General features: G+C 68.0%; 21 protein-coding genes and 1 tRNA gene. 16 read left to right on the top strand and 6 right to left on the bottom strand.

All coding sequences use genetic code 11. The features are described from left to right. Positions 1–5: 5 nt before the first annotated feature. The 12 genes from Q0588_RS12355 to Q0588_RS12300 all read left to right on the top strand — a co-directional run bounded on the left by Q0588_RS12355 (position 6) and on the right by Q0588_RS12300 (position 13,088). Positions 6–953 (top strand): catechol 2,3-dioxygenase, encoded by a 948-nt coding sequence (locus Q0588_RS12355; protein WP_366872949.1) that lies wholly within the window; start codon positions 6–8, stop codon positions 951–953. A 36-nt stretch (positions 954–989) separates the two neighbouring features. Beyond that, positions 990–1,340: a non-heme iron oxygenase ferredoxin subunit gene (locus Q0588_RS12350; RefSeq protein ID WP_298746488.1), complete on the top strand. Its 351-nt coding sequence runs from the start codon at positions 990–992 to the stop codon at positions 1,338–1,340. Between the two features lie 43 nt (positions 1,341–1,383). Next, positions 1,384–2,709, top strand: a complete 1,326-nt coding sequence (locus Q0588_RS12345) for a Rieske 2Fe-2S domain-containing protein (RefSeq protein ID WP_298746485.1) — start codon at positions 1,384–1,386, stop codon at positions 2,707–2,709. Continuing rightward, complete coding sequence (locus tag Q0588_RS12340; RefSeq protein ID WP_298746482.1) at positions 2,709–3,200, top strand: aromatic-ring-hydroxylating dioxygenase subunit beta; 492 nt, start codon at positions 2,709–2,711, stop codon at positions 3,198–3,200. The genes Q0588_RS12345 and Q0588_RS12340 overlap by 1 nt, the downstream gene beginning before the upstream one ends. 31 nt (positions 3,201–3,231) lie before the next feature. Further along, positions 3,232–4,317 carry an alcohol dehydrogenase catalytic domain-containing protein gene (locus Q0588_RS12335; RefSeq protein WP_298746479.1) on the top strand — a complete coding sequence of 362 codons (1,086 nt, stop codon included), beginning with the start codon at positions 3,232–3,234 and terminating at the stop codon, positions 4,315–4,317. Further along, positions 4,314–5,777 carry a benzaldehyde dehydrogenase gene (locus tag Q0588_RS12330; RefSeq protein ID WP_298746475.1) on the top strand — a complete coding sequence of 488 codons (1,464 nt, stop codon included), beginning with the start codon at positions 4,314–4,316 and terminating at the stop codon, positions 5,775–5,777. The genes Q0588_RS12335 and Q0588_RS12330 overlap by 4 nt, the downstream gene beginning before the upstream one ends. A 63-nt stretch (positions 5,778–5,840) precedes the next feature. After that, complete coding sequence (locus Q0588_RS12325) at positions 5,841–6,950, top strand: alkane 1-monooxygenase (protein ID WP_298746472.1); 1,110 nt, start codon at positions 5,841–5,843, stop codon at positions 6,948–6,950. Positions 6,951–7,019: 69 nt separating this feature from the next. Further along, positions 7,020–8,021 (top strand): 2Fe-2S iron-sulfur cluster binding domain-containing protein, encoded by a 1,002-nt coding sequence (locus tag Q0588_RS12320; RefSeq protein ID WP_298746469.1) that lies wholly within the window; start codon positions 7,020–7,022, stop codon positions 8,019–8,021. Between the two features lie 29 nt (positions 8,022–8,050). Next, a complete protein-coding gene (locus tag Q0588_RS12315) occupies positions 8,051–9,154 on the top strand; it encodes an NAD(P)-dependent alcohol dehydrogenase (RefSeq protein WP_298746466.1) in 1,104 nt (367 codons plus the stop codon). 80 nt (positions 9,155–9,234) lie between these two features. Further along, positions 9,235–10,617 (top strand): outer membrane protein transport protein, encoded by a 1,383-nt coding sequence (locus Q0588_RS12310; protein WP_298746463.1) that lies wholly within the window; start codon positions 9,235–9,237, stop codon positions 10,615–10,617. Between the two features lie 67 nt (positions 10,618–10,684). Next, positions 10,685–12,169 carry a 2-hydroxymuconic semialdehyde dehydrogenase gene (locus Q0588_RS12305; RefSeq protein WP_298746459.1) on the top strand — a complete coding sequence of 495 codons (1,485 nt, stop codon included), beginning with the start codon at positions 10,685–10,687 and terminating at the stop codon, positions 12,167–12,169. A 115-nt stretch (positions 12,170–12,284) separates the two neighbouring features. Next, positions 12,285–13,088: a fumarylacetoacetate hydrolase family protein gene (locus Q0588_RS12300; RefSeq protein WP_298746456.1), complete on the top strand. Its 804-nt coding sequence runs from the start codon at positions 12,285–12,287 to the stop codon at positions 13,086–13,088. Between the two features lie 24 nt (positions 13,089–13,112). Here the strand turns inward: Q0588_RS12300 and Q0588_RS12295 are convergent, their stop codons facing one another. Together Q0588_RS12295 and Q0588_RS12290 are read right to left on the bottom strand one after the other, a co-directional pair. After that, positions 13,113–13,736, bottom strand: coding sequence for a 2-hydroxychromene-2-carboxylate isomerase (locus tag Q0588_RS12295; RefSeq protein WP_298746453.1), 624 nt, complete (start codon positions 13,734–13,736; stop codon positions 13,113–13,115). 66 nt (positions 13,737–13,802) lie between these two features. After that, positions 13,803–14,618: an IclR family transcriptional regulator gene (locus Q0588_RS12290; protein ID WP_298746580.1), complete on the bottom strand. Its 816-nt coding sequence runs from the start codon at positions 14,616–14,618 to the stop codon at positions 13,803–13,805. Positions 14,619–14,715: 97 nt separating this feature from the next. On the opposite strand from Q0588_RS12290, the gene Q0588_RS12285 reads away from it, so the two are divergent. The 3 genes from Q0588_RS12285 to dmpG are packed head-to-tail and all read left to right on the top strand — an operon-like array spanning position 14,716 to position 17,482. Further along, positions 14,716–15,498, top strand: a complete 783-nt coding sequence (locus tag Q0588_RS12285; RefSeq protein WP_298746450.1) for a fumarylacetoacetate hydrolase family protein — start codon at positions 14,716–14,718, stop codon at positions 15,496–15,498. Continuing rightward, positions 15,495–16,439: an acetaldehyde dehydrogenase (acetylating) gene (locus Q0588_RS12280; RefSeq protein WP_298746447.1), complete on the top strand. Its 945-nt coding sequence runs from the start codon at positions 15,495–15,497 to the stop codon at positions 16,437–16,439. Before Q0588_RS12285 ends, Q0588_RS12280 begins: the two co-directional genes overlap by 4 nt. Further along, on the top strand, positions 16,436–17,482 hold the full coding sequence (gene dmpG / locus Q0588_RS12275) for a 4-hydroxy-2-oxovalerate aldolase (RefSeq protein WP_298746444.1): 1,047 nt from the start codon (positions 16,436–16,438) through the stop codon (positions 17,480–17,482). The genes Q0588_RS12280 and dmpG overlap by 4 nt, the downstream gene beginning before the upstream one ends. Before the next feature lie 91 nt (positions 17,483–17,573). Here the strand turns inward: dmpG and Q0588_RS12270 are convergent, their stop codons facing one another. The 3 genes from Q0588_RS12270 to Q0588_RS12260 form a co-directional block, all read right to left on the bottom strand. Further along, complete coding sequence (locus Q0588_RS12270; protein ID WP_298746441.1) at positions 17,574–18,641, bottom strand: PA0069 family radical SAM protein; 1,068 nt, start codon at positions 18,639–18,641, stop codon at positions 17,574–17,576. A 180-nt stretch (positions 18,642–18,821) separates the two neighbouring features. Further along, positions 18,822–18,906 (bottom strand) — tRNA-Leu (locus Q0588_RS12265). A gap of 94 nt (positions 18,907–19,000) precedes the next feature. Next, positions 19,001–20,608: an amino acid permease gene (locus Q0588_RS12260; protein ID WP_298746438.1), complete on the bottom strand. Its 1,608-nt coding sequence runs from the start codon at positions 20,606–20,608 to the stop codon at positions 19,001–19,003. 189 nt (positions 20,609–20,797) lie between these two features. Between Q0588_RS12260 and hrpB the strand changes: the two genes are divergently transcribed. Continuing rightward, entirely contained in the window at positions 20,798–23,236 is a 2,439-nt protein-coding gene (hrpB, locus tag Q0588_RS12255; protein ID WP_298746435.1) for an ATP-dependent helicase HrpB, read from the top strand. Between the two features lie 3 nt (positions 23,237–23,239). Here the strand turns inward: hrpB and Q0588_RS12250 are convergent. Further along, positions 23,240–24,099, bottom strand: an 860-nt coding sequence (locus Q0588_RS12250; protein WP_366872942.1) for a M23 family peptidase, incomplete at its 5' end; no start/stop codon positions are given.

Raw genomic sequence — 24,099 nt, 5'->3', positions numbered from 1 at the left:
GTCAGATGGGTATCATGCGGATCGGACACGTGAATATGCGTGTCATGGATATGCCGGCGGCGCTGGATCACTACACTCGGGTGCTCGGCCTGACCGTGACCCATCAGGACGGGGATGGCACGGCCTATCTGAAATGCTGGGACGAGTGGGACAAATACTCCCTGATCCTCAGCCTGTCCGACCGTCCGGGCCTGGAATACCTGGCCTACAAGGTCGAACACGACAGCGATCTGGACCGACTCGCCGAACGGATTCGGGCGACGGGGCGGTCGGTCGAAGAGGTCGAGGAAGGCGACATCCCGTTCTGCGGGCGCGCCATTCGTTTCAAGCTGCCCACCGACCACACCATGGTGCTGTTCGCGCAGAAGGTTCAGGTCGGAACCGATACCGGATCGGTGAATCCCGAGCCCTGGCCGGAAGGCAAGACCGGTATCGCCGTCCACTGGCTGGACCATGTCGCGCTGATCGGCGAGGTCAATCCCGAGGCCGGCGTCAATCGGGTCCAGGAGGGTTATGAATTCCTGACCAAGACGCTCGAGTTCCATCTCAGCGAGCGGCTGATGGTCGGGCCGGAATACGGAATCATGGCCGGCGCCTTCATGTTCCGGGCGACGAAGCCGCACGACATCGCGATCCTCGGCGGTCCGTCCAACGGCTTCCACCACCTGTCGTACTTCCTGGACGACTGGAAGGACATACTGGTCGCGGGCGATATCCTGGCCCGCAACAAGGTCCGCCTCGAAATCACGCCGACCAGGCATGGGATCACGCGCGGCGAGACGATCTATTTCTTCGACCCCTCGGGCAACCGGAACGAGACCTTCGCCGGGCTCGGCTATCTGGCGCAGCCCGACATGCCGGTCATCACCTGGACGGAAGAGAACATCCCCCGCGGCGTATTCTACCACACCGGAGAGATGATCGAGTCCTTCCAGACCGCCTATACAACTTAAATATAGGTACAGTGTTATTCCTGGGGCCACCTGAAGATGAATACGTTACTGAAAATTGAGAGAGGTGACGCCGACGTTTTCTCGCCGCTCATCGCCGTCGATGCCGTCGACCCCGACTGTGTGGTCCAGGTCAATGTGCCGGGGCGTGAACCGCTCGCCGTGTATAATCTGGACGGCGAGTATTTCGTAACCGCGGATACTTGCACCCACGGAGAGGCCTCGCTGTCCGATGGCGAGGTTCTTCCCGACGGCACCATCGAATGTCCTTTTCACGGCGGATCTTTCGATATCCGCTCGGGGCGTCCCTGCAAATATCCCTGCAGCATCGCGATCGCGACCTATGCGGTCGAGATTCGCGACGGACAGGTCTTCGCGGCGCTGGATTGAGCGAGATCAGAACAAGAATCTCGAGAGATGTGGGAGAGCTTGAATGTATGACGGCGGCATGAAGGACGACTTCATCGACCACGACGCGTCGGGTACGCGTCGCGTCGATCGGCGAATTTTTTCGGATCCAGAACTTTTCGAGCGCGAATTCAAGCAGATCTGGGAGAAGGTCTGGGTCTATGTCGCCCACGAGAGTCAGATTCCGAATCCCAAGGATTTTCTGACGACCTGGGTCGGCCGGGTGCCGGTCATCATTAACCGCAACAAGTCCGGCCAGCTGAACGCCTTCGCCAACATCTGCCCGCATCGCGGCGCCACATTGTGCCGCACCTCCAAGGGCTCGACGGCCAATTTCGTCTGTCCGTTCCACGGCTGGGCCTTCAATGCCGACGGCCGTCTGATGGCTCCGATGAATGAGGCGGCCGGGGGCTATCCCGAAGGGTTCGACAAGGACAAGCTCGGCCTGCGCCGGCTTCGCCTGGAGAGCTACCGAGGCTTTCTTTTCGCGTCCCTGAACGAGGCGGTCGAACCGCTCGAGGACTATCTCGCGGACAGCAAGGCCTTCATCGACATCATCGTCGACCAGTCGCCGCAGGGCATCGAAGTCCTCAAGGGCTACTCGACCTATACCTATGAGGGCAACTGGAAGCTGCAGGCCGAGAATGGCGTGGACGGCTATCATGTGGCGTCGGTGCACGCCAACTATGTCGAGACCCTGCAGAACCGCGCCGCCTCCAAGAGCGTCGGCCAGAAGACCAGGGCGATGAACGTCGGCGACCTGCCGAACGCTCGCGGCGGTTTCTACGATCTCAACAACGGCCATACGATCATCTGGTCCGACTGGACCAACCCTCAGGATCGGCCCCTCTATCCGGTCCGGGAGGAACTCAAGGCGCGGATGGGCGAGGAGAGGGCGGAGTGGGCCGTCGGGCGGCTGCGCAACCTGCTCATCTATCCCAATGTGTTCCTGATGGATCAGACGAGCAGTCAGATCCGGACCTTCCGGCCCCTGTCGGTCTGCAGGACCGAGGTCACCATCTACTGTTTCGCCCCGGTCGGGGAGGCGCCCGCCGCCCGCGCGCACCGGATTCGGCAGTACGAGGACTTCTTCAACGCCAGCGGCATGGCGACGCCCGACGATCTCACCGAGTTCGGCGAATCCCAGAAGGGCTGCAACGCCCACACCGCGGTGCGCTGGAGCGAGATGTCCCGCGGCGCGGCCCACGAGATCGACGGGCCGGACGCCCTGGCGACGGCCCTTGGCATCTCGCCGGGCAGGAGCGGAATGAAGATCGAGGACGAGGGCATCTTCATCGCGCAACACGCCCGCTGGGCCCAGCTGATGGCCGATGAAGCGGAGGGTGCGTGATGGCCGATGAGACTCTTCGCCACGCCGTTCAGGACCTCATCGCGCGCGAGGCCCAGGCTCTGGACGACAAGGACTGGGACGCCTGGCTCGGCCTGTTCACCGAGGACGTCGAATACTGGGTCCCGGCCTGGGATTCCGAGCACGTCCTGACGACCGATCCCCAGGGGGAAATGTCCCTGATGTACTATTCGGCCCGAAGCGGCCTCGAGGATCGCGTGTTTCGTCTGAGAACGGAACGGTCGGCCGCCTCGATGCCCCTGCCGCGCACCTGTCACATTACCTCGAACGTCCTGGTCGACCACGGTGAGACGGGAATCACCGTGAAGACCGCCTGGGTCGTCCACAGCAATCGTGGCGGCGTCCTGAATCATTTCTTCGGTCGATCCGAATATCTGCTCATCCAGGTCGAAGACGAACTCAAGATCAAAAAGAAGAAGACCGTGGTGATGAACGATATCATCCCCACGGTGATGGACATTTATTCGATATGACCATTCCCACCCCAAGTCGAAAGATGCCGTCATGCTAGCCATCTGCAAGACCGAACCGGTGCGGGGCGGAATCGCCGTCCAGGACGTCGTGGCGCTCGGCAAGCCGACCGGCTCGAACGTGCGCCTGCGGGTCGAGGCGGCCGGCATCTGCGGCACCGACCTGCTGATCTACAAATGGGGCGGCTTCGCGCACCGCATGGCGCTGCCCACGGTCCTCGGACACGAGATCAGCGGCGTGGTCGAGGCGATCGGTCCCGGCGTCACCCGCGTGGCGGTCGGCGATCGCGTCAGCGTCGAGAGCCATCTGCCCTGCGGCCGTTGCTACACCTGCAATCGGGGCTGGAGTCACGTCTGCCCCAATACCCGTTATCCGGGGGTGGATTTCGACGGCGGCTTCGCGTCCCATGTGATGTTGCCCGAGCAGGTGCTGTTCCCGGTGCCGGGCGACATCGGTCCGCTCCAGGCGGCGATGATGGAGCCGTTCGGCATCGCCGTCCACGCCAGCCAGGAGGGCAGCGGCGTGTCGGGGCTCAACGTCCTCATCAGCGGCTGCGGACCAATCGGCCTGATGAATGTCGCCGCCGCCAAGGCCCTGGGCGCCAATCGCATCGTCGCGCTGGATATCAATCCGCTGCGTTTGCGGGCCGCCGAGACCATGGGGGCGGATGTCACCGTCGATGTCTCGAAGGGCGCGGCCGCGGATGCGGTGGCCCAACTGACGCGCGGCCGCGGGATGGATGTCGCGATCGACTATTCGGCCCAGGCCGGCTCGATCGACGCGCTCGAGCCCCTGATCACCCACGGCGGCGAATTGCGCCTGCTGGGGGTGCCTTCCGAACCGGTTCCCGTCAATCTCGAACGGTGGCTCTTCAAGGGCCTCGTCGTCCGGAGCCTCCATGGCCGGCGGCTGTTCAGCTCCTGGGAAACGGCCACCCGGCTGCTGATCGACGGCCATGTCGATCTTCTGCCCCTCGTCAGCCATCGGCTGCCGCTCTCGGACGCCCTCGAGGGCTTCGATGCGGCCCTGCGCGGCGAGGCCCTCAAGATCATCTTCGAACCCAACGGGCCCGCAGGCACAACGCCCGCCAAAAATCTAGAACGGGAGATACGTCCATGAACGCGCCTATCAAATCCGACGCCTGGACCGGTAAATTCTTCAGCCAGGGCTGGTCGGCGGGATCTGGCGGCGTCGCCGAGGTCGTCGAGCCGGCGACCGGCGAGGTCCTCGGCCAAATCGGCATCGCCGACGCCAAGGACATCGACGCCGCGGTGGCGTCGGCGCGCTCAGCCCAGGAGGCCTGGGCCGCCACGCCCTTCGACCAGCGGGCCGCCATCATCCGGAACGCGGCTGAGGTGCTCAAGCGGCGCGCAGCGGAATTCGTGCAGTGGAACACGCGCGAGTGCGGCTCGATCCCGCCGAAAGGCGAGTATGAGGTCGGGATCACCTACGAACAGATGCAACAGGCCGCCGCCCTCGCGGCGCTGCCCAACGGCAGCCTGTTTCCATCCTCCGTGCCGGGCCGGACGAACCTTTGGCATCGCGTGCCGCTGGGCGTGGTCGGCGTCATCGCGCCCTGGAATTTTCCGCTGTTCCTGGCGATGCGGTCGGTCGCCCCGGCCCTGTCCCTGGGCAATGCCGTGGTGCTGAAGCCCGACCTGCAGAGCGCGGTCACCGGCGGCGTCCTGATCGCGGAAATCTTCGAGGAGGCCGGACTGCCGGACGGGGTCCTGCATGTGTTGCCGGGCGGGGCCGAGACGGGCGACGCCCTGGTCCGGCATCCCGATGTGGCGATGATCTCCTTCACCGGATCCACAGCCGTCGGCCGCTCGATCGCGGAGATCTGCGGCCGGATGCTGAAGAAGGTCGCCTTGGAGCTGGGCGGGAACAACGTCCACATCGTCCTGCCGGACGCAGACTTGGACGGCGCGGCCAGTTGCGCGGCCTGGGGCAGCTTCCTGCATCAGGGCCAGGTCTGCATGGCGGCCGGTCGTCATCTGGTGCATCGCAGCGTGGTCGATGAGTACGCCGCCAAACTGGCCGCGCGCGCCGGCGCCCTCCATGTCGGCGATCCCAACGCTGGACCTTGCCATCTCGGTCCGCTGATCAACGACCGCCAGGTCGCCCGGGTTCATGAGGTGGTGACCGCCTCGATCCAGGCCGGGGCCGAGGTCCTCGCCGGCGGCGTCCACGAAGGCCGTTTCTATCAGCCCACGGTGCTCAAGGGCGTCACGCCGGAGATGTCGGCCTTCCAGTCGGAGATTTTCGGGCCGGTGGCGCCGATCACCGTCTTCGACACCGAGGACGAGGCCATCGCCCTGGCCAACGGCAGCGACTACGGCCTGGCCGCGTCGATCCACACCGCGTCGGCGGCCCGCGGGCTGGCGCTGGCCAAGCGTTTGAAGACGGGCATGGTCCACATCAACGACCAGCCGATCAACTGCGAGCCCCAGGTGCCCTTCGGCGGCATGGGCGCGTCGGGAAGCGGCGGGCGTTTCGGCGGACCCGCGAGCATCGACGAGTTCACCCAGGCCCAGTGGATCAGCCTCGTCGAAAAGCCGGTGATCTATCCCTTCTAGAAACAGTCGAAAATCGACCTGTCTGAACGACGTTCAGGCAGGCGGTCCCTGGGAGATTTGAAAATGGATGCGCTGAGATACTATGTGACGTCATTGGTTACGGCGGCCGGCATCGCCGGGTTTGTGATGGGAGGACCGTGGGTCTGGCTCGGAGCCTCTACCTTTCTGGTCCTTATGACGCTGGACATCATCCTGCCGTCGGACACGGCGATGCGGCGGATTCGCTTCGGTTTGGCTGCGGATCTTCCGCTTTATCTGCAGTTCCCGCTGATGCTCGGGCTCTATGCGGCCTTCATCGTCGGGGTGCTTCAGGGCCAGATCGTCCTGAGTTCGCCCGCCCAGTTCATCGGCTCCGTCCTGAGCATCGCCTGGCTCAGCGGGGTGCCGACCCTGCCGGTCGCGCATGAACTGATGCACCGCCGGAACTGGCTCCCGCGTCGCCTCGCCCAGGGTCTGTCGACCTTCTACGGCGACCCCAATCGCGACATCGCCCACGTGACGACCCACCATCTGGAGCTCGACACCCATCGCGACAGCGACACGCCCCGGCGCGGCCAGACCATCTACGCCTTCATCGTCCAGGCGACGGTCGGCGCCTATTCCGACGCCGTGCATCAGGAGGCGGAAACCCAACGCCGTCAGGGCCGGTCGGCATGGGATCTGCGCAACCGCACCTATCAGCAGATCGCCCTGCTTCTGCTGTTGCCGGCCGTCGTCGGCCTGACGGCGGGACCCCTGGCCCTGGCCGCCACCGTCCTGGCCATGATCATCGCCAAGGGCCTGGTGGAGGGGTTCAACTATTTCCAGCACTACGGGCTCATCCGGGTCGAAGGCACGCCGATCGAAATCCATCACGCCTGGAACCATCTGGGGGCCGTGGTCCGTCCGCTCGGTTGCGAAATCACCAACCACATCAACCACCACCTCGACGGGCATACCCCCTTCTACCAGCTCCGCCCCGAGCCCCAGGCGCCCCAGATGCCGTCGCTCTTCATGTGTTTCGCGATCGGCCTGATTCCGCCGCTCTGGTTCAACCTGATCGCCAAACCCAAGCTGAAGGACTGGGATATTCGGTTCGCCAGCCCGGGTGAAAGGGCGCTGGCGCAGCAGGCCAACGCCAAGGCTGGATGGCCGCAGTGGATCGATGAGCCGTCCCTGCTCCCGGCCGAGTAGCATCAACGATTGATTGTCAGGATCCCCGTGTTCGGTTTTCTCAAATCCAAGCCTCCGACGACCGTCTCTGTGGCCGGCCAGGGTATGGTCATCGAGGTCGCACGGGGAAAAACCTTGCTCGAGGCGGCTCTGGCCCAGGGGGTCGGCTTTCCGCACGACTGCAAGGTCGGGACCTGCGGAACGTGCCGCTATCGTCTCGATGACGGCAAGATCTCGGAGCTGACCTCTTCGGCGATGGGGTTGAGTCAGGAGCAGTTCCAGGCCGGATACCGGCTGGCCTGCCAGACTCTGCCCAGAACCGATCTGACGATCACGCTCGACACGGCGCTGGAGCGGACCCATCCCGTCGTCGAGGTCGGCGGCCGGGTGGCGAGCCAGGCCCATCTGACGCACGACATCGTCGAGCTGAGGGTCGACCTGGACGAGCCGATCCGGTTTCAGCCCGGCCAGTACGCCGAGCTGCTGATCGACGGCGTGGCGGCGGCGCGGAGTTATTCCTTCGCCAACCCGCCCCATGCCTCGAACGCCAGCGTGTATTTCCATGTGCGGCTGGTGCCGGGGGGACAGTTCACCGGCTGGCTGTTCGCCGCGTCCAGACTGGGTCAGGCGGTGACGGTGCGGGGGCCCTACGGCCAGTTCGGCCTCAAGCCCGGAGCGGCGCCCATCGTCTGTATCGCGGGCGGCAGCGGCCTCGCGCCGATCAAATGCATGCTCGAGGGCGCGTCCCCGGAAGCGCGGCGACGTCCGGTCGTGGTGCTGTTCGGGGCGCGGACCGAACGCGACATCTACGGTCTGGACGCCTTTGAGGCCTTGAGGAACGCTTGGGAAGCCGACCTGACCTTCACCCCGATCCTGTCGGCCGAGCCCGCCGAGTCCTCCTGGACCGGCCGGCGAGGATTGGTGACCGACTATATCCAGACCATCCCGGACATCGACCATGCACAGGCCTATCTCTGCGGCCCGCCGCCCATGGTGGACGCCGCCGAGTCGGCTCTGTTGAAGGCCGGACTGACGCCCGACCGAATCTTCGCGGACAGGTTCTTCGACAAGAGCCAGGCCGCGGCGGCCTAGAAACTCACAACCACACAGGGAAGACTCACATGGACATCCAAGCCGCTGTCGTGCGCCAATCGGGCGGACCCTTCGTGCTCGAAGACGCCAGGCTGAACGAACCGGCCGACGACCAGATCCTGGTCAAGCTGGTCGCCACCGGACTCTGCCATACCGACCTGATCTGCCGGGATCAGCACTATCCCGTGCCGCTGCCGATGGTGTTCGGCCATGAAGGCGCGGGCGTGGTCGAGAAGGTCGGCCGCTCGGTCACCAAGGTCGCGCCGGGCGACCATGTGGTGCTGACCTTCTATACCTGTGGTCGATGCGAGGCTTGCGTTTCCGGCGACCCGACCAGTTGCGCGAACTCGTTCGTGCCGAACTTCATGGGCCGCGGCGTGGGGGGCGAATGCACCATTCACGACCATGACGGCGGCGAGTTGAGCGCGAGCTTCTTCGGCCAGTCCTCCTTCGCCACCCATGCGCTGTCCTACGAGCGGAACACCATCAAGGTCAGCAAGGACGTGCCGCTCGAAATTCTCGGGCCGCTGGGCTGCGGCATCCAGACCGGCGCGGGATCGGTGCTGAACGCGCTCAACCCCTCCGCCGGATCGACCATCGCGATCTTCGGCGCGGGCGCGGTGGGCCTCTCGGCCGTGATGGCCGCGGTGATCGCCGGCTGCACCACGATTATCGCGGTCGACGTAAAGGAGAACCGGCTGGCCCTCGCCACCGAGTTCGGGGCCACCCATGTGATCAACGCCGGGACCAGCGATCCGGTGGCGGAAATCGCCAAAATCTGTCCGGGCGGAGTCGCCTACGCCCTGGAGACGAGCGGCATTCCCGCCGTCCTCGGTCAGGCGATCGCCAGTTCGAGCATAGGCGGCGAGATCGGCATCGTCGGCGCGCCGCCCATGGGCGCCACGCTTCCGGTGGATATCAACTTCCTGCTGTTCAACCGAAAGCTCAGGGGCATCGTCGAAGGCCAGGCGAACTCAGAGATTTTCATCCCTCGGCTGATCGCCCTCTACCAGCAGGGCAAATTTCCCTTCGACAAGCTGATCAGGTTCTACGAGTTCGATCAGATCAATCAGGCGGCGGCCGATTCCGAAGCCGGGGGCACGTTGAAGCCGGTTCTGAGAATGCCGGCCTAGCCGGGTTCCGACGAAGCAAGACCGCCGCCGGGTTGATCCCGGCGGCGGGCATCAAAACCACAACAAAGGGGAGGACTGTGATGTCAAGGATTCATCTGCTGGCGACGGCCATGGGCCTGGGCTCGGCGCTCGTCTGCAATACCGCCTTCGCCACCGACGTGTTCATTCTCGAGGGGCGCGGCGCCAAGTCCAGGGCCATGGGAGGCACAGGGGTGGCCTTCGACGTCGGGCCCGCCGGCCTGATGCTGAACCCGGCCACCATGTCTCTCGGCGCGCGAGGCTCGCTCTTCTCGGGCGGCCTGGACATCATCACCGCGGACATCGCGGCCGATGGCCGGGCTTCGAACGAATATATCGAATCCAGGGATGGCGGCGCCAACAACGGCCCCTATTTCATTCCGGAGGTCGGCTACGTCTGGCGCGGGGAGCGTTGGTCCTTTGGCATCGGGGCCTTCGGCCAGGGCGGTCTGGGGGTTAATTACGGCTCGGACTCCTTTCTCTCGGACGGCGCCTCGGGGACGCCGACGGGCCTTGAAAACTCCGCCAGGCTTCTGGTCCTCGACATTCCGATCTCGGCCAGTTTCGACGTGACGGACAAGCTGTCCATCGGCGCCAGCCTCGATCCGGTGTGGGCCGGCCTCAACCTGAACCTGCTGCTGGGCGCCAACCAGGTCGGGGCCCTGATTGGCCAGAACCGTGTGCAAGGGACGTTGCTGCCCGTGCTGGGAACCCTTCCGGCGCTGGACGCGGTCCATATCGGCACGGTCGCCGACGGTCCGGTTTCCGGCGGGATCGACGCCTGGGGTCTGGGCGGACGGGTGGGGCTCGTGTATCGCGCCACCCCGGCCACGACCCTCGGCGCCTCCTATACCTTCAAGACCGCGCTCGACGACCTCAGCGGGTCGGCCACCGTCACGGCGGTCGATCTTCTGGCCGGCCAGGTGCCGCTGCAGGGCGAACTGCTGTTGCGGGACTTCCAGATGCCCGCCACGGCGACGATCGGCGTCGCGCACCGGATCAACGACCGCCTGACGGTGTCGGCCGATCTGTCGCGCGTGTTCTGGTCCGACGCCATGAAGGATCTGAACGTCGGCTTCACCACGGCCGCCGGCGCGGATCTGTCGGTGGCCCTGCCGCAGACCTACGACGATCAGACCATCCTGGGCGTGGGGGTCGAATATGTCTCCGGTCCCTGGTCGCTGAGGGCCGGCGGGCGAGTGGCCAACCAGGCGCTGCAGGATGAACAGCTCTTCGCCATCGTCCCGGCCATTCCGACCAGGCATGCCTCGTTCGGCGTCGGCTATGCGATCGACGGGCGATCCAGCCTCGACCTCTCCTATACCCATGCGTTCGAGGAGACGATGTCCAACAGCGGGCCGCCCAATGCGATAGAGCCGTTGTCGGTGTCGCACTCCCAGAACAATGTCGCCGTGTCCTATACGATCCGGTTCGGCGCCATCTGATAGTCGATGATCGGCGGGATCCGGGATCGCGGCGAGCGGTCTTCTGCACGCCTCACTGGAGTTGTCCATGACCGCCCGGACCTTGCTTAATTTCATCGCCGGAGAATGGGTGAGTGGTTCCGGAGGCGTGTTCGACAATGTCTCTCCCGTCGATGGGACGGTCATCTGCCGCGTTTCGGCGGCGGGAGAGGCGGACGTCGACGCCGCCGTCCAGTCGGCGCGCGCGGCGGCCAAGGGTGACTGGCGTCGCCTGTCGGCCGAACAGCGCGGGGCCATCCTCCATCGCGTCGCCGACGGGATCATGGCCCGGTTCGATGAATTCGTGGCCGCGGAGTGCGCCGACACGGGCAAACCCAGAAGCTTGGCGAGCCATCTCGACATTCCCCGAGGCGCCGCCAACTTCCGGGTGTTCGCGGACCTGGTCAAAACGATCAGCTGCGAATCTTTCCAGATGGCCACGCCGGACGGACAGGGCGCCCTGAACTATGCGATCCGAAAGCCAAGGGGCGTGATCGGCATCATCTGTCCGTGGAACCTGCCGCTCCTGCTCATGACCTGGAAGGTCGGGCCGGCCCTCGCCAGCGGCAACGCCGTGGTCGTCAAACCCTCGGAGGAAACCCCCTCCACCGCCAACCTTCTCGCGGAGGTCATGGCGGCGGCGGGGGTCCCGCCCGGCGTCTTCAACGTCGTCCACGGTTTCGGTCAGGACGCCGCGGGAGAATTCCTGAGTCGCCACACCGGCGTCGACGCCATCACCTTCACCGGAGAAACCCGGACCGGCGCGGCGATAATGGCCGCGGGATCGAGCCGGGTTCGCCCGGTCAGTCTGGAACTGGGCGGCAAGAACCCGGCGGTGGTCTTCGCCGACTGCGACCTGTCCGCCGCAGTGGACGGGGTCGTCCGTTCCGCGTTCGAGAACGCAGGCCAGGTCTGCCTGGGCACGGAGAGAGTCTTCGTCGAACGGCCCGTCTTCGACGTCTTCGTCGAACGATTGTCCCAACGGGCCCGGGCGTTGAGGATCGGCCCCCCCGAGGAAGACGTCCAGATGGGGCCGCTGATCAGCCTTGAACACCGGGAGAAGGTGTTGGGCTATTATCGACAGGCGCGCGGCCTCGGGGCCACCATCCACGCCGGCGGCGGCGTGCCGGAGATGCCTGCGCATCTGGCGGGCGGAGCCTGGATCGAGCCCACCGTATGGTCCGGCCTGGACGACGACTGCGCCGTGATGACCGAAGAGATTTTCGGGCCTTGCTGCCACGTCTCCCCCTTCGACACCGAAGAAGAGGTGGTTCGGCGGGCCAATGACACAGAATACGGTCTCGCCTGTTCGATCTGGACCGAGAACCTGTCGCGAGGATTGCGTCTGTCGGCCGCGATCGAGGCGGGCGTCGTCTGGGTCAATGCCTGGTTCCTGCGAGACCTGCGCACCCCTTTCGGCGGGACCAAGATGTCTGGCGTCGGCCGCGAGGGCGGCGTCCACAGCCTCGAATTTTACACGGAACTGACCAACATCTGCATCAAGAACGGGGTCGCGCCCGCCTTCGCCTCATGACGCGCGAATCGCGCGGCGCGACAGCTTGGGGCCGTCCGGCGGCCGCGCGGCGCGGGCGAGGATCCGGCCCGGCGACGCCCCAGTCCCACCCTGACGGCCGCCGGAGTCGATCGCCATGATTCATATCCCCGATCCGCAAGGCTCCATGCCCCTGGACCAGATCGCCCAAACGCTCGACGCGGCCGCCCGGCACGGCCGGGCGACGCCCCAGGTGTCCGGGACGCGCACATTGTCGGTGGAGGACGCCTATGCGGTCCAGGCGATGTCCATCCAGCGCCGGATCGACCGTGGCGAGCGTCTGGTCGGGATCAAGATGGGCCTGACCAGCCTGGCGAAAATGGCGCAGATGGGCGTGTCTGATGTCGTGTGGGGGCGATTGACCGACGCGATGACGGTTCGTAACGGCGACGTCGTCGATCTTGCCGGACTGATCCATCCCCGGGTCGAGCCCGAGGTGGCCTTCCTGATGAAGCATGCCCTGTCGGGGCCGGCGACCCGGGAGGAGGCCCTGGCGGCTATCGAGGCGGTCTGTCCCGCTCTGGAGATCATCGACAGCCGCTATGAGAATTTCAGGTTCGACCTGGCCGACGTCATCGCCGACAATGCGAGCAGCGCGCGATATGTGCTCGGCGAATGGCGGGCGCCCACCCTTGAGGTCGCGGATCGGCTGATGACGATGAGCATCGACGGCCTGACCGTTCGGACCGGATCGTCGAGCGACATCCTGGGCCATCCCTTGGACAGTCTCGCGGCGGGCGCCCGCCTCGTGGAACAGTCCGGCCTGCGCCTCGAGCCGGGATGGATCGTCCTGGCGGGCGGCGCCACGGCCGCGGAGCCGCTCTCGCCGGGCCGGACCATCCGCCTTGATGTCGAGGGGCTCGGGTCGGTCCAGTTCACGACCGCCGGAAGCCCTGCATGAGCGCCATGGCGGCGGCGTGGCATGTCAGCCTCCATCCGCCCCTCGCTCGCGGAGGTGGTCGTCCAGAAAGTCCAGCCGATCATTGCCCCAGAACAGCTGGTCGCCGACGCCGAAAGTGGGCACGCCGAAGACGCCCTCCGACTGGGCGTCCCGCCAGTGTCCGTCGAGCCGCGCGCGTATGGCCGGGTTTTCATGGGCGGCTTCAAGGGCGATCCGGTCGATTCCGACCGTGTCCGCGATCGCGGCCAGGACATCCACGTCGCCGATGTCGCGCCCATGGCCCCATTCCGCGTCCATGACCGCGATCACATAATTCCGAAGCAGGCCACGCGCCTCGGCGATCACGGAACCGGCGGCGGCGCGGCTCGGGTCGGTCGTGGCGGGCGGCGGGCTGAACGGCAGATTCATGCGCTCGGCCCAGCGGGCGACGTCCTGGCGGACCAGCGGAATCCGGGACCTGGCCCGCTCGGGCGGCGACCGGCCGTCCCAGCCCGACAAGGGGCGCCAGTCCAGCCGCGCCCCCCGCCGGTCCAGCACCTCCCACATGCGATGGGACGCCAGGTAGCAGTAGGGGCTGCGGAAATTCCAGTAGACGCGGACGTTCAGGGGCGCCGCGCCGGCGCCGCCGGCATTGGGAGACGTGGGCATGAGGGTGATCCGGATGACGTGCTGTCGGGATTCTACAGGGATCGCCGCTGCGCCGCGCGGCCTTTCTCACGCAGACGGCGCGCTTCCCAGGGCTGAGGCGATCTCGTCGGCGCAGGCGCGAAGCGCGGACAGCACCGCCGCGTCCCGGCGCGGGTCCGGGTCCGCGGCCATCGAGGCGGATATCGCGGCGATCGGCGCGCCGCCGGACAGCGTGAGCGGGACGGCCAGGCAGCGCAGGCCATCGGCGGCTTCCTCGTCGTCGATCGCCCAGCCCTGGCGCCGGACCTGGTCGAGGCAGGCCGCGAGGGCGTCCAACTCGGTGATCGTGCGGTGGGTAAAGGGTACGAAGGGGCCGGCGGCGAGGTAGGCCGCCAAGGCGGCATCGGGCAGGGCGGCGAGAAGGACTTTTCCGACGCCGGAGCAATAGGCCTCCAATTGCCCCCCCTCGCGCGTGAACCGCGCGGCCGGATCGGGCGAGGGCGACTTGACCAGATAGGTCACCATGTCGTTCTCGAACACGCCGAGGTGGGCCGTGAGGCCGATCCGTCCCACCAGACGCTTCAACGGCTCTCTCGCGACCCGGGCGAGCTGGCCGTTTCGCGTGATCGCCGGATCAGGGTCCGCGAGGGCGAGGCCGATGTCGTAGCGTCCGCGCGCCACGCGGATCACCAGTCCCTGTCGCTGCAGTTCGGCGACGAGCCGATACATCGTGGTTCGCGGCAGACCCAGACCGGCGGCGAGTTCGGCGAGCCTCGTCCGGCCCCTGTCGACGAGGACGAGCCGAAGCAGCGCCAGGCCGCGGGCAAGAGCCTTGGCGCCGTCGGGGTCCGCGCGGGACGCAGTCATTTCCACCATCCCCAGGTTGACAGATTGTCTCACCATATGGGTCAAACCTGCGACTGCCAATTGGGGGATCGCGGCGACAGGCCTATCCCTTGTTCAGCGAGGCGTCCAAAGGCGGCGTCGCAGGGAGAGGACGATGGCGGATCTTGAAGGCGTCGCGGAACGGCTGCGCGCGGCCTATGCGGCGGGGGCGATCGCGCCCCTGCGGGGCGACCTCGAGCCGACGGACATCGAGGGCGCCTATGCCGTTCAGGCAATCAACACCCGCTATTGGACGGGCCAGGGCCGTCGCGTCGTCGGCCGAAAGGTCGGGCTGACCGCCAGGGCGGTGCAGGCCCAGCTCGGCGTCGACCAGCCCGATTTCGGCGTTCTGTTCAACGACATGGCCCTGCCGGATGGCGGGGTATTGCCGGCCGGAAAGGTTCTCCAGCCCAAGGCCGAGGCCGAGATCGCCTTCATCCTGGGGGCCGACATCACCGACGTCGCCGTCACCGCTGAAGACGTGGCCGGATCGGTGTCCGAGGCGGTCGCCGCCATCGAGATCGTCGACAGCCGCATCGCGGACTGGAAGATCGCCTTCGCCGACACGGTCGCCGACAACGGATCCTCGGCGTTCTTCGTGCTCGGGTCCGAACCGAAGCTGCTCTCCGGCCTCGACCTCTGGACCTGCGGCATGGCCCTGGAGGTCAATGGCGAGGTGGTTTCGCTCGGAGCCGGCGCGGCCTGCCTGGGCCATCCCCTGAACGCCGTGGCCTGGCTCGCGCGCATCCTGGCCGAGCGGGGCGAGCCGCTGCGGGCCGGGGATATCGTCCTCAGCGGCGCGCTCGGCCCCATGGTGTCGATCAAGCCCGGGGATGTGGTCAAGGCGACGATCGGCGGCCTGGGAACCGCGAGTTTCACCTATGGAGAACGGTCATGAACAAGGTGAAGGTCGCCATCATCGGCTCGGGCAATATCGGCACCGACCTGATGATCAAGATCATGCGTCTGTCCGGCGTGCTGGAGATGGGCGCTTTCGTCGGGGTCGATCCCGAGTCCGACGGCCTGAAGCGGGCCGAGCGGCTGGGCGTGCCGATCACCTCGGGCGGTATCGACGGCCTGGTCGCCATGCCCGGCTTCGGGGACATCAAGATCGTGTTCGACGCCACCTCGGCCGGCGCCCACGAGAAGCATGACCGGATCCTGCGGGAACACGGCAAGGTCGTGATCGACCTGACGCCGGCCGCCATCGGGCCCTTCACCATTCCGGCGGTGAACGGCATGGCCAATCTGGATGAGCCGAACGTCAACATGGTCACCTGCGGCGGCCAGGCGACGATCCCCATCGTCGCCGCCGTCAATCGGGTGTCCCCGGTGATCTATGGCGAGATCGTCGCCTCCATCGCCTCCAGATCCGCCGGCCCGGGCACCCGCGCCAACATCGACGAATTCACCGAGACGACCAGCCGGGCCATCGAGAAGGTCGGCGGGGCCCGGCGCGGCAAGGCCATCATCGTGCTGAACCCGGCCGAGCCGCCGCTGATCATGCGCGACACCGTCTATTGCCTGGTCGGACCCGGCGCCGACGCCGGGGCCATCGAGGCGTCGGTGCTGGAAATGGTCGCCGAGGTGCAGTCCTATGTCCCCGGCTATCGGCTGAAACAGGCCGTCCAGTTCGAGGTCATCGGCGACAACGCCCCGCTGCGAATTCCCGAGATGGACGGCGAATTTTCGGGGATCAAGGTGTCGGTCTTCCTCGAGGTCGAGGGAGCCGCCCACTACCTGCCCGCCTATGCCGGCAACCTCGACATCATGACCTCCGCCGCGCTGAAGACCGCGGAACGGATCGCCCTGCGCCAAGCTGAAAGAGTCGCCGCATGACCACCCAAACGCCCGCGCCCGTCGGCGTTCCGGCCGGCAAGCTCTACATCCAGGACGTCACCCTGCGCGACGGCATGCACGCGATCCGTCACCAGTACGGCCTGGACCACGTACAGGCCATCGCCCGGGCCCTTGACGCCGCCAGGGTGGACGCCATCGAGGTCGCCCACGGCGACGGGCTGTCGGGGTCGTCGTTCAACTACGGCTTCGGCGCCCACACCGACTGGGCCTGGATCGAGGCGGTGGCGGAGGTGCTGGAGCACAGCGTCCTGACCACGTTGCTGCTGCCCGGCATCGGCTCGGTCCACGATCTGAAGCACGCCTATTCCCTGGGCGTGCGATCGGTGCGGGTCGCCACCCACTGCACCGAGGCTGACGTCTCGAAACAGCATATCGAATATGCCCGCGAGCTCGGCATGGATGTTTCGGGCTTCCTGATGATGAGCCATATGAACCCGCCCGAGGCCCTGGCCCGGCAGGCGCTGCTGATGGAATCCTACGGCGCCCACTGCGTCTATGTCACGGACTCCGGCGGGGCCATGACCATGGAGGACGTCGCGGCCCGGCTGCAAGCCTATGACCGGGTGCTCAAGCCGGAGACCCAGCGCGGCATCCACGCCCACCACAACCTGTCGCTGGGCGTCGCCAATTCCATCGCCGCGGTCCAGAACGGGGCGGTCCGCGTCGACGCCTCGCTGGCCGGCATGGGGGCCGGGGCCGGCAACGCCCCGCTGGAAGTATTCATCGCCGCCGCCGAGGTGTACGGCTGGGAGCATGGCGCGAACCTGTTCGCCCTGATGGACGCGGCCGAGGACCTGGTGCGGCCGCTGCAGGACCGGCCCGTCCGCGTCGACCGCGAGACCCTCACCCTGGGGTACGCCGGGGTCTATTCCAGCTTCCTGCGCCATGCCGAAAAGGCGGCGGCTGAACACGGCCTGGACACCCGCACCATCCTGATCGAACTGGGCCGGCGCAAGATGGTCGGCGGTCAGGAGGACATGATCGTCGATGTCGCCCTGGACCTCGTCGCCGCCCGGGGATGAGCGGCGGCTCCGCGGGCCGTCGCCGGCCGCTCTGCGGACCGGGCCGCCCGCGCGCGACTGGACAGGGCAGGCAGGCGGGATCGGCGACGGATCACTCGAACAGTTCCATCTGAGCCCTCATCCCATTCGGAACACGGAAGCGGGTCACGTCCAGATCGTGCCGCGATCGGTTCAGGCCGTAGCGCTTGACCGCCGCCCGGAAGCGCGTGGCGATCAGCTCGGCGACCGGGCCGGTCCCCTTCATGCGCTGTGACCAGTCGGCGTCGTAGTCCTTGCCGCCCCGCGTCTGGCGGATCAGCGACATCACCCGGGCGGCGCGGTCCGGGCGGGCGTCGGCCAGCCACTCGCGGAACAGGTCCTTGATCTCGAGCGGCAGCCGCAGCGTCACATACATGGCCGAGGTCGCGCCGGCCTTCGCCGCCGCCTCCAGCACCGCCTCCAGTTCGTGATCGTTCAGCCCCGGGATGACCGGCGCGAAGCCGACCCCGACCGGGCAACCCGCCTCGGCCAGCCGGCGGATCGCCTCCAGCCGTTTCGTCGGGGTCGAGGCGCGCGGCTCCATGGCCCGGGCCAGGCCGCGGTCGAGGGTGGTGATCGACACGAAGGCCGAGGCCAGCCCCTCGCGCCCCATCGGCCCGAGGATGTCGGCGTCGCGCGCGATCAGCACCGACTTGGTGATGATGCTGAACGGATGGCGGAAGCGCTGCAGCACCTCGAGCATCGACCGCGTCGACTTCAGTTCGCGCTCGACCGGCTGATAGGGGTCGGTGTTGCCGCCTATGTGGATGCGTTTGCAGACGTAGCGGGGCTTGCAGAGCTCCTGCTCCAGCAGACGCGCGGCCTCGGGCTTGAAGAACAGCCGGCTCTCGAAATCCAGGCCCGGGGATAGGCCCATGAAGGCATGGGACGGACGGGCGTAGCAGTAGATACAGCCATGTTCGCAGCCCTTGTAGGGGTTGATGGACCGGTCGAAACCGATGTCCGGACTGGTGTTTCTGGCGATGATGGTCCGGGCGTGCTCGGGCGTCAGGGTGGTGCGCAGGGGCGCCGCCTCGACATCATCGGCCGTCCAGCCGTCATCGAAGGCCTCGACGGTCTCCGGTTCGAACCGCCCGGTCGCATTCGACCGCGCCCCCCGTCCCTTCGCCGCTTCCGCCATGGAGGGACTGTATCGGGAAAAGAGAACAAAGCAAGAACTTTTGCGCCCGCTCAAGGCCCTCGAAGCTCGGCCGTTATTTCCGAGCAGCCCTGCTACGCCAAGGCTTCGCAGGGCATCCTGCTTCGCGCCTTGACGCCTCGCAGGACAAGTCCTGCGAAGCGCCTCAGGCGCGAAGCAGGATGGTGCGGATGAGAGGACTCGAACCTCCACGCCTTGCGGCGCTGGAACCTAAATCCAGTGCGTCTACCAGTTCCGCCACATCCGCATAGGTTCGCCCCGGCTGTAGGGCAGGGCGGGGAAAAGCGAAAGGCCCGGGATCGCTCCCGGGCCCTCGCCGTGTCGTCGGCCCGATCCGGGGATCAGTCCCTGTGGTTGTCGGTCGGCGACGGGGCGCCGGGCATCGGCGGCACCGGTCCGGGAGGCGCGTCGGCGTCCAGTTCCGGCACCTGGAAGATGCCGCGGCCGAGGTGGCTCTTGCGGATGCCGTAGAGCAGATAGATCACCAGGCCGACGCCGCCCCAGATCGGCAGCACCATCTTGGCGTCGTGCGGCAGGTTCCAGAACAGGAAGGCGCAGCCGGCGGCCGACAGCGGGGCGATGATCCAGACCAGCGGCGTCCGGAACGGGCGGCGCCGGTTGGGCTCCTTGACCCTCAGCATCATCACCGCGATCGACACCATGAAGAAGGCGAACAGCGTGCCCGAGTTGGAGATGTCGGCCAGCTGGCCGACCGGGAACAGGGCCCCGGCGATGGCCACGGCGATGCCGGTGAACAGGGTGACGATATAGGGGGTCTTCCACTTCGGGTGGACCTTGGCGAGGCCCTCCGGGAGCAGGCCGTCGCGGGCCATGACGAAGAAGATGCGGGTCTGGCCGTAGATCATCATCAGGATCACCGAGGGCAGGGCGATCATGGCCGCGGTGCCGAGGGCGTTGCCGACGGCGGGGAAGTTGATCTCGCGCAGGACGTGGGCGAGGGCCTCGTTGGAGCACACCAGCTGGCCGGCGTTCTCGGGCAGGGCGCAGGCGGCGATGAAGCCGGCCGAACCCGGCTGGACCGCTTCCCCCGCGGCGCCGATCACCGGCTGGGCGCCGATGGCCCCGACCGCGCCGACGGCGACGAGCAGGTAGAAGACGGTGCAGATGGCCAGCGAGCCGATCAGGCCGATCGGCACGTTGCGCTGCGGATTCTTGGTCTCTTCCGCCGCGGTCGAGACGGCGTCGAAGCCGACATAGGCGAAGAAGATCGAAGCCGCGGCGCCGATGATGCCCATGCCCGAAGATTCGCCGAACAGCCCGTTGGGCGCGAAGGGCTGGAAGTTCGAGGCCTTGATGACCGGCAGGGTCAGGATGATGAAGGCGGTCAGGGCGGTGACCTTGATGGCCACCAGGACGGCGTTGACGCGGGCGCTTTCCGTGGTGCCGATCATCAGCAGCAGGGTCACGGACAGGGCGACGACGATGGCCGGGATGTTGACGATGCCGACCGAGAAATCAGGGGTCGGCATGAAGCCGTTCATGCTCCAGGCCGGGCCCGCCTGGAGCAGGTCCGGCCAGTCGAAGCCCAGCGCGTTCTCGAACAGACCCAGCACATAGCCCGACCAGCCCACCGACACGGCCGACGCCGCGACGGCGTATTCGAGGATCAGCGCCCAGCCGACCATCCAGGCCAGCAGTTCGCCCATCACCGCATAGGTGTAGGTATAGGCCGAGCCCGAGACCGGGGCCATGGCGGCCAGTTCCGAATAGCAGAGCGCGGCGACGGCGCAGACGGCGCCGGCGAGCACGAAGCTCCACATCATGCCCGGTCCGGCCTTCTGGGCCGCCGCGGCGGTCAGGACGAAAATCCCGGTGCCGATGATCGCGCCGACGCCCAGCAGCGTCAGTTGAACCGGGCCGAGCGAGCGATGCAGCGACTTCCTCTCGGCCGTGGCCAGAATCGCGTCGAGCGACTTAACGCGCCACATGAATACCCCTCCGACTTCGCGCCGCCCTCTGCGGCCCGGCGCGGACGCTAGCGGCGCTTGTTCGCGCTGGCAACGCGGTTTCCAATGGATGAACAGCCGACGACGCTTTCGTGACCCGGTCGGTTGCGGCTAGACCGCGGGTCCCTGTCCCGCGCGGCCGCCGCGCCTCGCGCCCCCCCGAGCCGCCCGATGCTGCCCATCCACGCCGTCCTCGAACCGCTGAAGGCCGCCCTGGCGGCGACCGGCGCGGTCGTGCTGGCGGCGCCGCCCGGGGCGGGCAAGACCACGGTGGTGCCGCTGGCGCTGCTCGATCAGCCGTGGCTGGCGGGCGGCCGGATCCTCGTCCTCGAGCCCCGGCGCCTGGCGGCCCGCGCCGCGGCCGAGCGGATGGCCTCGACGCTCGGCGAAAAGACCGGCGAGACGGTCGGCTACCGCACCCGCCTGCAAAGCCGCATCGGCCCGAAAACCCGCATCGAGGTGATCACCGAGGGCGTCTTCACCCGGATGATTCTCGACGACCCGGGCCTCGACGGCGTCGGCGTCGTGCTGTTCGACGAATTCCACGAGCGCAGCCTCGACGCCGACCTCGGCCTGGCCCTGGCCCGCGAGACCCAGACCCTCCTTCGCGACGACCTGCGCATCCTCGTCATGTCGGCGACCCTCGATATCGCCGGCGTCGCCCGGTTGCTGGGCGGCGCCCCGGTGATCGAGGCGGAGGGGCGGATGTTTCCGGTCGAGACCCGCCATCTCGGCCGCAACGCCGCCGAACGCTTCGAGGACGCCATGGCCCGCGCCGTCCTGCAGGCCCTGGGCGAGGTGACCGGCTCGGTGCTGGCCTTCCTGCCGGGGCAGGGTGAGATCCACCGCGTCGCCCAGCGCCTGGCCGAACGGCTGCGCGATCCCGCCGTCGACGTCGTCCCCCTCTACGGCGCCCTCGACAAGGCGGTGCAGGACCGCGCCATCGAGCCGGCCGCGCCGGGTCGCCGCAAGGTGGTGCTGGCCACCCCGGTGGCCGAGACCAGCCTGACCATCGAGGGCGTGCGCGTGGTCATCGACGGCGGCCTGTCGCGCGTGCCCCGGTTCGAGCCGTCCAGCGGCCTGACCCGGCTGGCCACCGTCAGGGTCAGCCGCTCCTCGGCCGACCAGCGGCGCGGCCGGGCCGGGCGCACCGGGCCGGGCGTCTGCTACCGCCTCTGGGACGAGGAACAGACCCGCGGCCTCGTTCCGCACCAGCGTCCCGAAATCCTCGAGGCCGACCTGACCGCCTTCGCCCTCGACCTGGCCCGCTGGGGCGCGCGGACCACGGAGGGGCTGGCGCTGCTCGACCAGCCGCCCGCCGGCGCCTTCGCCGAGGCCCGCAAGGTGCTGCGGCGGCTGGGCGCCCTCGACGACCAGGGCGGCCTGACGGAGCACGGCCGCCGCCTGACCCGCATCCCCCTGCCGCCGCGTCTGGCGCACATGGTCGCCGTGGCCAGCGACGCCGGCGACGCCCGGCTCGGCGCCCGCATCGCCGCCGTGCTGTCCGAGCCGGGTCTGGGCGGAAACGACCCCGATCTGCGCGAGCGGCTGCGCGGGCTGGAACGCGACCGCTCCCCGCGCGCCCGCGACGCGCTCAGGCTGGCCGACCGCTGGACCCGGGCCGCCGGGGGCGGGCAGGGCGGCGAGGCCGAGCCCGGCCCCCTGCTGGCCGAGGCCTTCCCCGAACGCGTGGCGAAGGCGCGCGGCAGGCCGGGCGAATTCCTGCTGGCCTCCGGCCGCGGGGCCTTCGTCGATCCGGCCGAACCCCTGGCCCGCGAGCCGTGGCTGGCCGTGGCCGAGCTGGGCGGCGGCGACAATGCTGAAGGCGGGGCCCGCGACCGCATCCGCCTCGCCGCGCCCCTCGATCCCGCCGCGCTGGAGCCCCGCATCGAGGTCGAGGACCGCCTGACCCGCGAGCCGTCCGGGCGGATGGTGCTGCGCCGCATCCGGCGCATCGGCGCCATCGTCGTCGACGAGAACATCGTCGGCGCCCCGGACCGGAGCCAGATCACGGCCGCCCTGAAGACCGAAGTGGAACGCGACGGCCTCAAGGCCCTGCGCTGGGGCGAGCGCGCCTCGGCCCTGCGCGCCCGGCTGGCCTTCCTGGGCACGCTCGACGACGGCTGGCCCGACGTGTCCGACCAAGGCTTGCTCGCCGGACGCGAGACCTGGCTGTGGCCGCTGCTGGACGGGGTCCAGGCCCTCGAGGCCGTCCCCGACGCCGCCCTCGAGCAGGGGCTGGGCGGCCTGGTCCCGTGGGACCGCCGGCGCGCCCTCGACGAACTGGCGCCGGCCCGGCTGGAGACCCCGCTCGGCTCGGCCGCCATCGACTACGCCGCCGAGGGCGGTCCGCGCGTCGACATCCGGGTGCAGGAGCTGTTCGGCGTCACCGTCCACCCGACCGTCGGCGGCGGCCGCGTCCCCCTGACCCTCGCCCTGCTGTCGCCGGCGCGCCGCCCGGTGCAGGTGACGAAGGACCTGCCGCGTTTCTGGAAGGGCAGCTGGGCCGCCGTCCGCGCCGAGATGCGCGGCCGCTACCCCCGCCATCCCTGGCCCGAGGACCCGACGAAGGCCGAGCCCACCACCCGCGCCAGGCCGCGCGGGACGTGACCGCTAGCTCGCGCTGTTCAGCAGCCGGCCGTAGCTGTCGACCAGGCTGGAATAGGTCGGCACGAACATCACCGTCGCCGCCCCGCCGCCGGCGGCCACCGGCGCCTTGATCTCGAAATGCAGGTGGATGGTCGTCGCATTCCCCCCGAAGTCGGCCGACACCTTGCCCAGATGCTGCCCCCGCGTGACGTCGCGCGAGGCGGAGGTGGGGAACAGGGCGCGCACCCCGGCCATGTCCAGATGCAGATAGCGGTAGATGCGTCCCGAATCGCCCAGCAGGGTGACGGTGTAGCTGCCGATCGAGGTGATCCGCCCGTTCTCGGCCGCCACGGCCGAATGGACCTTCTTCTCACAGGTGGCCGGGCGGATGTCCTGGCCCTGGTGGCCGCGGCCGGCCGGGCACATGCCGTTGGTCCACGACCGGGTCTCGCAGAAATTGTCCCGCCACGGATAGGCGTAGTTGCGCGCGTCGCACTGGCCGCCCGGCCCGGGGGCCAGATAGCCGCCGTAGCCGTAGACCTGGGAATTGGCGTAGGCGGGCGCGGCCTCGATCGGAAAGCGCATGCCGGCGGCCCACAGGGTCGCGTCGGTCGCCCCCGAGCCGGAGCCGGGATAGAGGCCGCCGCCCGGCTCGTGCGGCCAGCTGACCGGCTCCGGGGCCGGCGGGGTCTCCGGCCCGGCGGGCGCGGCCGGATCGGGATCGCCGGCCAGCGGCTCCTCCACCGGCCCCGGATCGCCGGTCTCCGGCGCGCCCGTCTGCTGGCAGCCGCCCGGCGCGCAGGCCGTCAGCGTCAGCAGCAGCCCCGCCAGCGCCAGCCGCCTCACGACCCGCCCCCGCCGATCAGCCGCAGCCCGGCGGCGAA

The organism is uncultured Brevundimonas sp. (assembly GCF_937870815.1).
Lineage (GTDB): Bacteria > Pseudomonadota > Alphaproteobacteria > Caulobacterales > Caulobacteraceae > Brevundimonas.
The sequence above is the reverse complement of the archived record's forward strand: the minus strand, read 5'-3'. Positions and strand labels throughout refer to the sequence as shown.